Raw genomic sequence first — 13,832 nt, forward strand, 5'->3', positions numbered from 1 at the left:
TCATCCGGCCCAGTGCTGGGGCGGCTTGGAGCTATCTGCAAGGGTGCAATAAAACCGACCTATTTAGCGCGCAGGCGGGGCGGGGAGTCGACAGCGCGCCGAGGGTGTCAATGTTAAAGCAGTAAAATTATCGCTTCTTATTGAGTCAATATTTCCAACGATTATAAAATAGGTAAAGTGAATATGTTTCAAAGTGAAATAAGAGAAAGTCAAATAAACGATCTTTTGGAAAAAGTTAGAAGCCGCAAATATGGAAAATATCTTTTAAGAGTCATGATTGACAAAGCTAGGTCGATCAATGATAAATCAATTTATTTTGAATTTCCTGTGACAGCTATAGTTGGCCCAAATGGTGGGGGTAAAACTACTATAGCTGGTGCCGCAGCGATATTATATAAAGAAATTGCTCCAGCTTTATTCTTCGCAAAAAGCGGGACGTATGATACTAGCATGTTGAATTGGAAAATAGAGTATGAAGCCATAGATAAGGATGTTAAACCAACTGATACCCTTAGGCGATCTGCAAGATACCATAATTTAAAATGGGCAAGAAATACTCTGGATAGAGAAGTGCTCGTTTTCGGAGTCTCAAGGACAGTACCCGCAGGGGAAAGGAAAGAATTAAGAAAATGTATTTCAAACAATTTTGAAGTCGCAGATGATAAAATAAGCTCTTTGTCAGAAAATGTTGCTAGATCAGTATCTTCAATTTTAGACAAAGATGTATCCGATTATAAAAATATACAAGTTGATGAAAAAGGAAATGTTACGTTATTGTCGGGGGCTAACGATGAGGGCGATCTTTTTTCAGAGTTCCACTTTGGTGCGGGGGAATCAAGTATTATAAGAATGGTTCTTGGATTAGAGGCCGTTGGTGATAACTCTCTTGTAATAATTGAAGAAATAGAAAATGGCTTACATCCTATAGCCACAATCAGGATGGTTGAATATCTTATTGAACTTGCTGAGCGCAAAAAAATTCAAGCAATTTTTACCACCCATTCTAATGATGCGTTGCTTCCATTACCCAGCAAAGCTATTTGGGCCTCGGTTAATGGAGAGCTTTATCAGGGTAAACTAGATATTAGGTCTCTTAGAGCAATAAGTGGTCAAATTGGCTCAAAGTTAGTAATCTTTGTTGAGGATGATTTTGCTGAGTTGTGGGTTGATGCAATTATTAACTCAGTAGACAAAATAGCTCGAGACGCTGTTTCTATACATCCTATGAAAGGTGATGGTACTGCTGTCAAAGTTCATAAAAATCATAATTTAGATCCAAGTGTCGCGCAAAAGTCTGTATGCATAATTGATGGGGATTCTGATCAAGACGATAATTCATTAGAGCATATTTTTAGACTCCCCGGGCAATGTCCTGAATCGGCGGTCTATGATTTTATTGTTGAACGCATCGATAATATTTCAGGAGAGCTTGCAGTTTCTTTGCTCAAACCATATGAGTTTGAAGCTAAATTGAAAGAAGAAGTTAAAAGCGTTAGGAATACTAATAGAGATCCCCATTTGCTTTATTCACAGCTAGGAAGAAGAATAGGGTTCGTTTCTGAAGCAAGAGTAAAAGAAGCATTTTTATCTATATGGTGCAGGTTGAACCAAGAGTATATTGAAACTATGTCAACAGATTTGCATGGTTTGCTACCGCTTGAATCAGATGAAATAGGTATAGCGCAAAATTAATAAGGTTTATTATAAATAATAAGAGCTTTCATAAGCATAAAATCTGTGCAAATGTTCTCGTGCAAGATATTTTCAGAGCTGATTCTGTCCGGCAACGATGCAAGATCTCACCGGTTACATTAAGTAATGCAGGTGTACCGCCTTCTTAAACATAACCTTAAAGCCCCCAAGAATTGATCTGTCTTTAAAGAAGATATGGTATATCGATAGGTATACTGGCCGGGGGCTTTATTTTTTATTCGCTTGTAAACAATAAGTTAGACTGCTTTTATAGTCCTGCCTCGGGCTTTTATATTAAATGCCATGGCACTTCAAACCTATCACGGCACGTTCTTATTACCACTGAGACACGCCAATCGATTCTTCCCTAAACACCTGCCCACCCAATCAACCATGGCGTCAATACGGCAGATACACCACCTGATTCCGCCCGTTGGCCTTGGCCTGATAAAGGGCCTGGTCGGCGCGCTTGAACAGCCGGTCGGCACCGTGAGCGCCGATGCGGGCATCAACGTGCGCGATGCTGGATGCCCCCACGCTGATGGTCACACTGGCGTGTTCGCTGATGCCTTCGTTGGCAATGTGCAGTTGTTCCACCGCGCGGCGAAGCCTTTCCCCCAGCAGGCGGGCGCCCTGTTCATCCGTGCCTGGCAGTACCAGCGCGAATTCTTCCCCGCCGTAGCGCACCGCCAGATCCGATGGCCTGGAAAGCACCCCCTTGAGCACGGTGGCTATCTGCTGCAGGCAGCGGTCGCCGCCGTCGTGGCCGTGGTAGTCATTGAAGCGCTTGAAGTGGTCTACATCGCACATGATGGCGGTCAGCACCCCGGAATACCGTGAAAGCCGGGACCATTCCCGCTCAAGGGCCTTGTCCAGCGCGCGGCGGTTGGCCAACCCGGTAAGGGCGTCGGTATGGCTCAGGGCTTCCAGGTACTGGTTGTTCAGGGTCAGCTCTTCCTCGCCCCGGCTCACTTCCCGGTGAAGCAGGTAGAGAATCGTGCCGGAAAGCAGTAGAACGCCGGTCACACTGCCGCCGTACATTATTTCCCGCCAGGGTGGGGGAACCGGGGTCAAGGCCTCCTCGCCGGGGTAGAGAAACTGCAACAGCAGATACAGCAGGCCGATGGACGCCATGATGGCGGTATAGGCCCATTTGCGAAGGTTCTGGTAAAGAAAGATGACAACGGAGGCAAAACTGAAATAAAACAGGCTGACGCCGGTATTCGTGCCCACAAAGGACGTAACGACAAACAACTGGGTCACGCTGTTCAGCAGCAGCAGGTTACTGGCGGTGGTATGCCAGCGCAGGTGATTGAGCAGCAGCACCGATAGATAAAACACGATGAATACACTATTGGATAGAAACACGCCGCGGTACATGGCGTAATCATGGAAGTAATAGAAAAGCTGGTACGGAAGGGTGGCCGTTGCGCAGAAAAGCCCCAGCTGGTTGCACAGTTCTATCTGGCGGCGCAGCTTTCCCGGGTTGCCTGCCACTCCCGGAGACCAGCATTTTCTGATCACCTTTATCATCGGTTTACCCTGTATAACGCACGAAAGGGGCTCGTGCCTTCCATGCTCATGACTGGCGGCTGGCCGTGGCGTCTACGCGCGCAAACCTGTCGGGCCGGCGCTGGTACCATCGTGCGATCACTACCTGTTCCTTATCGACTGGGTAGCGCGTTACATGAGGCAACGCAGGGAATCAGACAGGCTCGGAGGAGATGATGCCGATATGCGAGACACCACGGCTGGTGATACGGCCTCTGGTGCTGGAGGATGTGCCGGCGTTGACGAACATCCTGAGTGACCCTGGCGTGATGACGTTCTCGGTCAGGGGCGTGTGCGATGAAGCCGCCACCCGACACTTCGTCGAGGAGTGCCTGGCCGGTTATATCGCCCACGGCTTCGGCCCCTGGGCGCTGGAGGACAGGCGCGATGGGGCGCTGGTGGGGTTTTGTGGCATCGGGCCCGAGCGCGTGGCCGGCGTGGAGGAAATCAGCCTGGGGTATCGGCTTGCCCGGCGCTACTGGGGGCAGGGCCTGGCGTCCGAGGCGGCCGCTGCGGTACTTGATCATGCCTTCGGCCGTAAGCAGTGTGCTTCGGTCGTGGCTATCATTGCACCTGATCACGTGGCCTCGCAGAAGGTGGTCGGGAAGGTCGGGTTTGGCAGTTTCGAGCTTCAGCCATTTCATGACCGTACCGTGCGGGTCTATCGGCTGACGCAGCGGCAGTGGCAGTCTTCTGAACGAGGCGTCAGCCCCTCGCAGGGAAAGGGCGGGCAATGAACCGGGCTGCCCTGTTTCGTTTATCGGCCGGGTATACCGGCATGTTCACACACAGGCTGTGATGATGACCGTGGAAATATTTCATCCCGGGCCGGCGCATGCCTCCGCGTTTCTGGCGGCAGTGCGCCGCAGTGAGGCCCTGCTGGCGGGCTGGGTCAGCCCGCCGAGCACGCGGGAGCAGTACGTCGAGTACCTGCGCCGCTATGGCTCGGATGCGCACTGCAGTTACCTGGCCCGGGCCGGGGATGGCTCTCTGGTGGGCTGCATCAATGTGAACCACATGGTGCACGGGGCGCTTCAGTCGGCGTACCTTGGTTACTACGCCTTTTCCCCGAACCAGGGCCGGGGGTTGATGAAGGCGGCGCTGGGGGCGGTGATATCGCGCGCCTTTGAGACGCACCGGCTTCATCGGCTGGAGGCCAATATTCAGCCGGCCAATGCGCGCTCGGTGGGGCTGGTCACCGCGTTGGGGTTTCGGCTGGAAGGCTATTCACCGCGCTACCTCTATATTGACGGGCAGTGGCGGGATCACGAGCGCTACGCGATCACCGCCGAGGAATGGAGTGCGCCGGGGGCCAGTATTCCAGCCGTGTAGCCCGCCCATGCAGGTGGTACGTGCGGGGCCTTATCCGTCATGCCCATTGGTGCCATCGCGGCCATCCTGCCCCGGGGCACCATTCGCACCATTCTGACCTGGCGTGCCGTCGGCTCCCGCCCATCCGGCGCCGCCGTCTCCTCCACGGCCACCGGCACCGCCATGTCCGCCGTCGCCGCCATCTCCTCCATGGCCACCGGCACCGCCATTGCCCCCGTCACCGCCATCCCCGCCACGGCCACCGGCACCGCCATTGCCCCCATCTCCACCACGGCCACCGGCACCGCCATGTCCGCCGTCACTGCCATCGTGACCCTGTGCCCCGTGGCTGTCCCCGTGAGGGAGGGCCGTACCGGCCTCGGTGCCCGCCCCCTGGGCCTGAGCGTGATTCATGACGGTCATGTTGATGAGTGGCGCTGAGGCCACCAGGAGTGTTGAAAAAAGAAGCGATGTGAATTTCATGAAGCCTCCGCTGCGTGCCGGTCATCAGAACATGCCCTGGGAAATGGCTGCCCGTGGGCGCTTTGGTTGCGCCCTTTCAGTCTTGCAGGAATGCGCTTCGGTATTGTCTGAAATGGATAAGCTTCTGTTCGGTTTGGTGTGTTCCGGGCAGGGATTGTTAACGCGAGGGCCAGGCGCCAGGCATGCATGGCCCTGGTGGTGTCTGTTTCGCTGGAGGGCGGGCCAGGGCCGTGTGATGAGGCCGGTGTGAAGCAGGGCTCAGGTGGCGGGGGCGTGCCATTGATCCCAGGGCGGCGTGTCGCCGATGGTGTCCTGAAGGTAGTTCAAAAAGGCCTGTACCTTGGGGGTGCGCAGCCGTCCGTCGGTGGTCAGTACATGAATCATGCGGCGCTCCGGCACCACTTCGCAGCGCCACGCGCGTAGCAGGGGCACCAGTTGCCCGGTGGCCAGGGCGTGGCCGATCAGCCAGGTGGGAAAGGCCACGATGCCCTGGCCGAGCAGGGCGGCCTGCAGCAGGCTGTCGGCGTCATTGCTGTAAAGGCTGCCGGTCAGCTCATGAGCCTGGGGGGTGTGTGTCTGCGGGGATTCAAAGTACCAGCGCTGCCGGCCCATCTGCCCCTGATAGAGCAGGCAGTCATGGTGTTGCAGCGCGTCAGGGGTATCCGGTGTGCCGTGCTCGGCCAGGTAGGCAGGGGCAGCGGCGACCACATAGTGCATGGGTGCCAGTGGCCGGGCGATCAGTGAGGAGTCGGCCAGCCGCCCGACCCGAAAGGTGATGTCGCTGCCTTCGCGCACCGGGTCGGTCATGGTGTCGGTCAGCAGCAGTTCGGTGCGTATGGCGGGGTAGCGGGCGTGAAACCCGCGCACCAGCCCCACGACCTGATGGCGGCCGAAGGCCACCGGGCTATTGATGTGCAGTGTGCCGGAAGGTTCGAGCGTTGGGCTTTTCAGCGCCTCGGTGGCCTGGTCGAGCTGTTCGAGGGTGCCGCGAATCTGCTCGTAGTACTGCCGGCCGGCCTCGGTCAGCGTCACTGCCCGGGTATGCCGGTACAGCAGCCGAACGCCAAGGCTTTGCTCCAGCGCGCTGATCTGGCGCGATACGGAGGAGACGGCACGGTGAAAATGGCGCGCTGCCGCTGTAAAGCTGCCGGTGGCCGCGACCCGCTCGAAGGTACGTAATGCGTTGAGATCCATCATGTTGCGCCTGGTGCAATAATAATTTGCAGCATGTGCGATTTCGGCAACAGGATGCAAGGGCCATACTTCCCCTCATCAATGAATGAGCACGGGAGCTTGAACATGCAGACAGGAGTCGCACTGGTCGTAGGTGCCACCGGCATTACCGGCGGTAATCTGGCCACGTATCTGGTCGCCAGTGGCTGGACGGTATACGGGCTGTCGCGCACGCCGTCACAGCAGGCGGGGGTGATTCCGGTATCGGCGAATCTGCTTGATGCCGATGCCACGGCCAGGGCCCTCAAGGGGCTGCCGGTCAGCCATGTGTTCTATTGCACCTGGACGCGGCGCGATACCGAGCAGGAAAACGTCGAGGCCAATGGCGCGATGATGAATAACCTGTTCTCCGCGCTGGACCCGGAAAGGCTCGTGCATGCGGCGCTGGTCACCGGCACCAAGCAGTATCTGGGGTCCTTTGAAAGCTACGGCAGCGGCCGGGTTGAAACGCCGTTTCGTGAATCGGCTCCGCGGGTCTCGGGGGAGAACTTCTACTACACCCTGGAAGACATCATGATCGAAGCCGCTGGCAGATACGGCTTTGCCTGGAACGTGCACCGCCCGCATACCGTGATCGGCCATGCCCGCGGCAATGCGATGAACATGGGCACCACCCTGGCGGTGTACGCCTCGATCTGCAAGGCCACCGGCAAGCCGTTTGTCTTCCCCGGTTCGCAGCTGCAGTGGAACGCGCTGACCGACATGACCGATGCGCTGCTGCTGGCTCGTCAGATGGAGTGGGCCGCGCTGACACCGGGCGCGCACAATCAGGCATTCAATACGGTCAATGGGGATACCTTCCGCTGGCGTCGCATGTGGCAGGAACTCGGTGAGTTCTTCGGCCTCGAGGTGGCAGATTGCCCCGAAACGCCGCAGCCGCTGGAAGAGCAGATGGCCGGTCTTGAGCCCGAATGGGAAAGGATTGCCGAGCAGCACGGTCTGGCCGAATCGGACGTGACGAAGCTCGCCTCCTGGTGGCACACCGATGCTGACCTTGGCCGCGAGCAGGAGTGCGTGAACGATATCGTCAAATGCCGTGACTTCGGCTTTGATGCGTTTCGTGAGACGCGGGCGGCCTTTTTCGACCTCTTCACCCGGCTGCGGGCGGAGAAGGTGATTCCGTAATCGCCCACGGTTTTGCACTGAACGGCCCGCCCATTGTCATGAGGGGCGGGCCTTTTCGTGGATGGTGCCCTGCTGACGTGGCGTGATCAGCTTCTGCCATCGGGCGGGGGTGATGCCGAAGGCGCGTTTGAAGGCGCGGCTCATGTGGCTTGATCGGCAAAGCCTGCACGAAAGGCGGCTTCGGACAGCGACGCCTGCTCGGCGATGAACTGCCGGGTATGGTCCAGCCGTCGCAGGGTGAGGTAGCGGTAGGGGCTGGTGCCAAACAGGGCGCGAAAATCCTTTGATAATGACCAGCGCTCCCGGTCGGCCAGGGTTTCCAGCAGTTCAAGGCTGACGTTGTCCTGCCAGTGGGCATCCAGATACTGGCGAACCCGCTCGGCAGCGGTGTGGTTGATCGACTGGCGCGTCCTGGGCGCTTTTGTATCACCGGTGGCGTCCAGCGCCATGGCCAGATCGAACAGGCCATCCGTTTCTTCCAGCGCACAGGTGGCGTGCGTCATGTCACTCAACAGGGCCTGCACGGCGCGAACCAGCCGCGGATCGCGGGATAACCCACCTTCCAGGTAAGGCAGGGAGCGCCCGCCCAGAATGGATTGAATCAGCGCCGGGCGCACATACAGCATGCGGTACTGGAATCCTTGCTCATCGCCGGCATGGCCGTCGTGAAGCTCATCCGGATGTACCACAATCACCGTGCCCGGCACGCTGCTCAGGTGGGTCGAGCGGTAGTGAAAGCTTTGAATTCCCTGCAGGGTGATGCCGATGGCGTAGGTGTCGTGCCGATGCATGCTGTAGGCATGGCCCTGAAAGCGGGCTTCGATTCGTTCGATATGCGCCAGCGGCGATTGAACGCACCAGTCAGATCGTGTTGTGGTCATGGCTCGGGCCTATAGCACAGGAAGAATGACGTAATCGCACAGCATCAACAGGGCCACGACGACCAGTAGCCCGGCCATGACGCTATTGCAGCGCCGAATGTACCTGGTCTCGGTGATGCGAGCGCCGATTCCCTTGCCTGCCGCAAGGTAAAGGGCGGGGGCACCCCCACCGCCCAGTGAGATGGCCAGTGACCAGAGTACCAGCGAGGTATCGGTAATGCCTCGTCCCGGAAACATGACCGTGGTGATCGGGACAACCAGCAGGGTGTTCTTGGGGTTCAACAGTTGCATGAGGAGCCCGTCTCGGAACCCGAGCGCTCGTGGGGCCGGATGCTCTTTCACGGTATCGGGCGGTGTGGCCCTGAATACCGTCCATGCCAGGTAAAGAATATATGCACTTCCGGCCAGGGCAATCCAGGGCATCAGCCCCTGAACGATGAGCTGCTGCCCGGCGTAGCCGATGACGGCAAACCAGCAGAATATGGCCAGCGCCACCCCTGCGAAAAATCCCCATACCTCCTTGAAGCGTGAGGTCAGCCCTGCATTCAGACCCAGCAGGTTAACCGGCCCGGGGGTGTACATCACCGTCAATGCGTACAGTACGATCTCCATGCCCGACCTCATCCGGTAGTTGTCATCAGCAGGCAGGGTAAGGCGGCAAGAGGGAAGGCGTCTTGAACGATCCTGCCGCGCGTTGGGGGCGGCCGGGTGCGTAAGCGCACCCCATGATGTGTGGAAACGACGCGTATTGTGTTGAACACCGTCCTTTTTCACGTATCAGGAAATAATCGAGGCCGGGTACACTGGCCTGCGGGCATGTGCCGGACATGGCCTGGCAGCAGCCTGCTCAAGTCGTCGATTATTTTTCAGAAAGGGGAGCGCAATGCCCAGCATCGATATCTCGCTGTCCCTGTCAGTGGAGCAATGCCGGGAGTATTACGCCGGTGAAGCGCAGGTGGTGCATGCCCGCAGCATGGATGGGCGACGGGTACAGTTTCCCGCGCGGGCGCTGCATCGGGTGGTGGGGCCGCAGGGGGTACATGGCATCTACCGGCTGACCTTCAATCCGTCAGGCCGGTTTGAATCCCTGATACGGGTAGCGGGATAAGCCGGATTACGTGGCGGCGCCGCCTCGGGATGCGCCGCGAGCCACCGGGGAAGGGTACGTGGAGGTGAGGGCGGGGCCACTGGCATCCACAACCCGGTTACGGCCGGCCTGCTTGGCGTCGTACATGCGCATGTCCGCCGTACGCAGAATGTCATCCAGGGCACGTCCGTCATCGGGCCACATGGCAATGCCAATGCTCAGGGTGGATTCCAGCGGGCCCTTGCCTGTCATGATGCAGGGCGATGCCTGGTGCGCACGTATGGCTTCGGCGATCTGTCGGGCATTCAGGGCATGCGTATCAAACAGCAGCAGGCAGAATTCTTCGCCGCCGATACGAAAGGCCCGGTCATTATCAAACAGGTGTTCCTGGATGCGCGAGGCGGTGGTGACCAGTACCTGGTCTCCCACGTCGTGGCCATGGCGGTCATTGATGCGCTTGAAATGATCGATATCCATGACCAGCAGGGCAAACCCGGAGCCCGAGGCATCATGAATATCGCATGCGCGGTCAAAGGCCTGTGCCAGATGACGACGATTGTAGAGGCCTGTCAACGGGTCGTGCCAGGCGTCATGCTGAAGCTGATCGATGGTTCTGACACGGCGGGTTTCGTACAGATGGCTCAGTGCCCAGCTCACAGCCGCGGAGCCCGTCAGGTTGGCAAGGCTGCCGTAGTGGTAATCACTGTTGTCGATCCACAGGAAAAGGCCCAGCCCGGCAGTGACGGACAGCGCCGTGACCAGGGCGCCGGTGCGCTTGCCCAGCAGGAGATAGGACGTGAGCGGAAACAGGATGATCCAGACACCGCCCCCGGTCTGAAAGCGGGTAAGGTAAAAGGCGTCCAGTGTCACGGTCACGAATAACAGGACATAGCCCAGCGCCCACCGATGCAGGTGAGCGGTTTGCCTGAGACAGGCCAGAAAGGCCAGACAGTAACCCAGCATCACCAGATTGATGATGACCATCTGCCATAGCTGCCTGTCTGCATGAAAAAATATGGCAACGACATCGATCAGAATGGTGATCACCAGCAATCCCTGAATGACGTGTCTTTGATGAATTCCATCGTTCAACCCACGTACCTTGTCCATCCAGCCTGCCTTCCCGAAAGGGTAATACCGCGTGTCCTCAACGTGCTGCGGTGTGTGTAAATAATGCACGTTAAATAGTGACTTCAGGACACCTTAAATTACACTTCTTTACGAGAGGTTGTAAGTCTGCATTGTGCCGAGCCGCACTTTTGGCGCGTGTTATTGCATAAAAAGGAATGACAGAGCGAACTCGATAACCCAGGGCTATCGAGTCCGTGAGTGTGATAGAGGCATCACCTATTGGGCGGGGGCCTTTCGTCCTGAAGGACGGCTGGCATAGAGCATATCAAGGGTATAAAGCATCAGCCCGGCCCAGATGAAGGCAAAGGTGATGGCATTGTCGTGAGTAAAGGCTTCACCGAAAATCAGTACGCCGGTAAGCAGTTGAAGGGTCGGCGTGATGTACTGAATCAACCCCAGAGTGCTGAGTTTCAGCCGATGCGCGGCCATGGTAAACAGAACCAGCGGGATGATGGTTACCAGGCCGCAGCCGATCAGCAGGGTGTCGGTCAGGCGGTCCTGCAGCAGAAAGGCGGCATCTCCCTGCTGGTACAGGTAGCCCAGCCACATAAGGGCAAAGGGCAGAAGCAGCATGGTTTCGATATAAAGCCCGGTGATACTGCCCACGTCGAGTTTCTTGCGCAGCATGCCATAAAGGCCAAAGCTGGCTGCAAGCATCAGCGAAATCCACGGCACCTTCCCGAAGCCGATGATCATGATCATGACCCCCACGGCTGCCAGCAAAATGGCAACGATCTGCATCGGCCTCAGGCGTTCCTTGAAAAACACCAGCCCGAGTATCACGTTCAGCAGTGGGTTGATGTAATACCCAAGGCTGGTTTGCACGATATGTTGATGGGTGACGCCCCAGATGAAGGTGCCCCAGTTGCAGCTGATCAGCAGGGCAGTGACCGCCAGTGTCAGGACCAGTTGCCGTTGACCGAGGGCCTCGCGCACCGGCCCCATCCGTCCGGTCACGACAATGAACAGGGTCAGCAGGGCGGCGGCCCAGATCATGCGCTGCAGCAGGATTTCCCACGCGGAGACGCCACTGCCGATCAGGTGAAAATAAAGCGGCAGGGCGCCCCACAGTAAAAAGCAGCTGAAGCCGGCGGTCAGCCCGGCCAGTGGTCTGGAGGGGGAGGAATGAGGCATTGGTGCATCCGAAATGTCGGTCAGGCCCTGGCGCCCATGTGCACATCGTCAGGGGTGGAGTGCTGACAGCGTAGCCTAAATGACGGGCCGGGAGGCATTACCGGCCGGCTGGCTCACTCAGGGAAGGTCAATCAGAAGCATGGGCGTGCCCTGTCAGGGGGCGGCCAATTGTCACTTCGAAGAGGTGACGTCGGCGGGTATAGTCGGTAGGCTAAAGGAAGATGAAGCTATTTCTTGTTCCCGGTCGGGAATGCTTATCGGATCAGTAAGGAGAGCGCAATGAACGGCGACGCTGTAGCCAATTATGATGCCTATCGCTGGGTATTACAGGGCGGGCTGGTATTTGCTTATGTGCTTTTTTTCTCGGCGATTTTCGGCACGCTTTATTTCATTCGTAAAAACAAGAAGCGCGCGTCCAAAGAGTGAGGCCCGCGCTCCCGCACTGTTTGATAATGAAAAAGCCCGCCTGAGCGGGCTTTTTCATGCGCGTTGTTCATGTCATCGGGCTTACATGCCCAGCAGACGAGACGCGGCCTGATCTGTCACCATGCCACAGGCCTTTTTACCCAGCTTGCCCTTGATGCTCGACAGGCTGAAGGCCTGGCCGTTTTCGCCTTTCAACAATCCCGCAAGCCCCTGCTGGTAGCTTTCACTGGTGTCGGTGTTTTCCGTGGACTGAAGGCCGAACCTGTTCATCAGCTTGTCCTTGACGGTATCGGTGGCACTTTTGGAATAGCCCTGGGATTGGCAATACCCCAGCACACCGGCCACATTCTGTGGGCTGGCAAAGTTGAAGTTGCCGCTGCCAAGGCTGCTCAGCAGGCTGGCCGCACTGCCCTGACCGCTGGATGTTTCCGCGCCGGCAGACTGGCCGGAAAGCATGCTGGAGGCCTTGTTACCCATTTCTGTCAGGCTGTTGGCCTGGGCTGCAGGCAGGATAGCCACGGTAAGGGCGGCGGTAAGCGCGATGCGTGAAAGCGTGGACATGACATTCTCCCGGGAGGCAGCGCGGTAACGGCGACACTGCGTAAATGAGGGTGCCGGCACGCGGCCGACGGGGCACTATTGTGAAGATACATACCGGGTTTGACCAATCAAGCCCGTCACAGGGAGTACACGATGAAGATAACCAGCGACCAGCTTCACCAGGTAGGCGCCATTCTGCGCCAGGCGGCCGTCGAGGAAATCATGCCGCGATTTCGACATTTAAGCCGGCAGCAGGTTCAGGAAAAAAGCTCGATCTTTGATCTGGTCACCGAAGGAGATGAGGCTGCCGAGCGATTGATCACCCGGGAGCTGCTGGCGGCCTTTCCGGAAGGTATCGTGATTGGCGAGGAAGAGGCAACGCGCGACCCGTCCCTGCTTGAGCGTATAGCCGATGCGCCGCTGGCGTTCATTGTCGACCCGATCGACGGCACGCGAAACTTTGCCACCAACCTGCCGGTGTTTGGGGTCATGGCGGCCATTACCTCCGAGGGGCAGGTGATTGGCAGTGTCATCATGGACCCGGTATGCGGTGATATCGCCTATGCACTCGAGGGTGAAGGCGCCTGGCTTGAAGACGAGGAGGGTACTTCCGTGCCCCTGTCGGTGGGTGAGGGCGGCGAGGTGAATACGCTGGTCGGCATGATTTCGACCGGCTCGCTGACCGAGCCCGAGCGCAGCGAAGTGAACGGCCGGTTGTCGGCGCTGGGGATGATTCAACTGCTGCGCTGCGCGGCACACGATTATCGTCAGGCTGCTCAGGGGTTCAGTCAGGTTCTGTTCTACAACAAGTTGATGCCCTGGGACCATGCCGCCGGGTGGCTGCTGCACAAGGAGGCTGGAGGTTACAGCGCGCATCTGGACGGCACCCCGTATCGGCCAACGCAACTGAGTGGCGGGCTGTTGTGCGCGCCGGATGAAGCGACCTGGCATGCAGTGCGTGATGCACTGTTTGATCGTCATCGCACCTGATACGTCCGACTGACAGGTCGCCGGATTTTTCCGAGAAATATGCCGGCGCCTGCTGGCGCATTATATGAATCGTTACTGATTGATTTGTCGGCAGAACCCTGGAAGGTGATGGAATAAAGGGGTGAGCATGCGGCACGAGACGACTGGCCGGGCGCCTGACTTTCCGTCAGGACGTTCTATACTTTTCGGCACGGTCGCGGTGCGGTCAGAGGGCGTTTGCCGTGCGGGGCGGTCGTAACAACCTGCAG

At 57.5% G+C, this 13,832-nt stretch carries 15 protein-coding genes; 8 read left to right on the forward strand and 7 right to left on the reverse strand.

The window, feature by feature from the left end; genetic code table 11:
• Nucleotides 1-183 precede the first annotated feature (183 nt).
• Nucleotides 184-1,692, forward strand: coding sequence for an ATP-dependent nuclease (locus tag OQ287_RS09330; RefSeq protein WP_265896268.1), 1,509 nt, complete (start codon nt 184-186; stop codon nt 1,690-1,692).
• Nucleotides 1,693-2,091: 399 nt separating this feature from the next.
• Here the strand turns inward: OQ287_RS09330 and OQ287_RS09335 are convergent, their stop codons facing one another.
• The gene (locus OQ287_RS09335; RefSeq protein ID WP_265896269.1) at nt 2,092-3,225 is read right to left on the reverse strand and encodes a GGDEF domain-containing protein; all 1,134 of its coding nucleotides are present in this window, start codon (nt 3,223-3,225) and stop codon (nt 2,092-2,094) included.
• Between the two features lie 191 nt (nt 3,226-3,416).
• Here OQ287_RS09335 and OQ287_RS09340 point away from each other — a divergent pair, with 191 nt between their 5' ends.
• From OQ287_RS09340 to OQ287_RS09350, 3 genes are all read left to right on the forward strand, one after another.
• Entirely contained in the window at nt 3,417-3,980 is a 564-nt protein-coding gene (locus OQ287_RS09340; RefSeq protein WP_265896270.1) for a GNAT family N-acetyltransferase, read from the forward strand.
• Nucleotides 3,981-4,044: 64 nt separating this feature from the next.
• Entirely contained in the window at nt 4,045-4,575 is a 531-nt protein-coding gene (locus OQ287_RS09345) for a GNAT family N-acetyltransferase (protein ID WP_265896271.1), read from the forward strand.
• A gap of 39 nt (nt 4,576-4,614) precedes the next feature.
• The gene (locus OQ287_RS09350) at nt 4,615-4,995 is read left to right on the forward strand and encodes a hypothetical protein (RefSeq protein WP_265896272.1); all 381 of its coding nucleotides are present in this window, start codon (nt 4,615-4,617) and stop codon (nt 4,993-4,995) included.
• Between the two features lie 300 nt (nt 4,996-5,295).
• Here OQ287_RS09350 and OQ287_RS09355 read toward each other — a convergent pair whose 3' ends face one another.
• Nucleotides 5,296-6,234, reverse strand: coding sequence for a LysR family transcriptional regulator (locus OQ287_RS09355; RefSeq protein ID WP_322974114.1), 939 nt, complete (start codon nt 6,232-6,234; stop codon nt 5,296-5,298).
• Between the two features lie 102 nt (nt 6,235-6,336).
• Here OQ287_RS09355 and OQ287_RS09360 point away from each other — a divergent pair, with 102 nt between their 5' ends.
• Entirely contained in the window at nt 6,337-7,395 is a 1,059-nt protein-coding gene (locus tag OQ287_RS09360; protein ID WP_250935494.1) for an SDR family oxidoreductase, read from the forward strand.
• Nucleotides 7,396-7,535: 140 nt separating this feature from the next.
• Here OQ287_RS09360 and OQ287_RS09365 read toward each other — a convergent pair whose 3' ends face one another.
• Both OQ287_RS09365 and OQ287_RS09370 read right to left on the reverse strand, forming a co-directional pair.
• Entirely contained in the window at nt 7,536-8,276 is a 741-nt protein-coding gene (locus tag OQ287_RS09365; RefSeq protein ID WP_250935495.1) for an AraC family transcriptional regulator, read from the reverse strand.
• 9 nt (nt 8,277-8,285) lie between these two features.
• Nucleotides 8,286-8,888, reverse strand: a complete 603-nt coding sequence (locus tag OQ287_RS09370; RefSeq protein ID WP_250935496.1) for a LysE family translocator — start codon at nt 8,886-8,888, stop codon at nt 8,286-8,288.
• Between the two features lie 271 nt (nt 8,889-9,159).
• Between OQ287_RS09370 and OQ287_RS09375 the strand changes: the two genes are divergently transcribed.
• The gene (locus OQ287_RS09375; protein ID WP_250935498.1) at nt 9,160-9,384 is read left to right on the forward strand and encodes a DUF2835 family protein; all 225 of its coding nucleotides are present in this window, start codon (nt 9,160-9,162) and stop codon (nt 9,382-9,384) included.
• A 6-nt stretch (nt 9,385-9,390) separates the two neighbouring features.
• Here the strand turns inward: OQ287_RS09375 and OQ287_RS09380 are convergent, their stop codons facing one another.
• Together OQ287_RS09380 and rarD are read right to left on the reverse strand one after the other, a co-directional pair.
• Nucleotides 9,391-10,473 (reverse strand): GGDEF domain-containing protein, encoded by a 1,083-nt coding sequence (locus OQ287_RS09380; protein WP_250935500.1) that lies wholly within the window; start codon nt 10,471-10,473, stop codon nt 9,391-9,393.
• 237 nt (nt 10,474-10,710) lie between these two features.
• Nucleotides 10,711-11,628 (reverse strand): EamA family transporter RarD, encoded by a 918-nt coding sequence (gene rarD, locus OQ287_RS09385; RefSeq protein WP_250935502.1) that lies wholly within the window; start codon nt 11,626-11,628, stop codon nt 10,711-10,713.
• 279 nt (nt 11,629-11,907) lie between these two features.
• Between rarD and OQ287_RS09390 the strand changes: the two genes are divergently transcribed.
• Nucleotides 11,908-12,054: a hypothetical protein gene (locus tag OQ287_RS09390; protein WP_250935512.1), complete on the forward strand. Its 147-nt coding sequence runs from the start codon at nt 11,908-11,910 to the stop codon at nt 12,052-12,054.
• A gap of 81 nt (nt 12,055-12,135) precedes the next feature.
• Here the strand turns inward: OQ287_RS09390 and OQ287_RS09395 are convergent, their stop codons facing one another.
• Nucleotides 12,136-12,615, reverse strand: a complete 480-nt coding sequence (locus tag OQ287_RS09395; protein ID WP_265896273.1) for a DUF2501 domain-containing protein — start codon at nt 12,613-12,615, stop codon at nt 12,136-12,138.
• Nucleotides 12,616-12,747: 132 nt separating this feature from the next.
• Here OQ287_RS09395 and OQ287_RS09400 point away from each other — a divergent pair, with 132 nt between their 5' ends.
• A complete protein-coding gene (locus tag OQ287_RS09400) occupies nt 12,748-13,584 on the forward strand; it encodes an inositol monophosphatase family protein (RefSeq protein ID WP_250935517.1) in 837 nt (278 codons plus the stop codon).
• Nucleotides 13,585-13,832: the final 248 nt, after the last annotated feature.

The organism is Larsenimonas rhizosphaerae (assembly GCF_026240105.1).
In the GTDB taxonomy this organism is placed as follows: domain Bacteria; phylum Pseudomonadota; class Gammaproteobacteria; order Pseudomonadales; family Halomonadaceae; genus Larsenimonas; species Larsenimonas rhizosphaerae.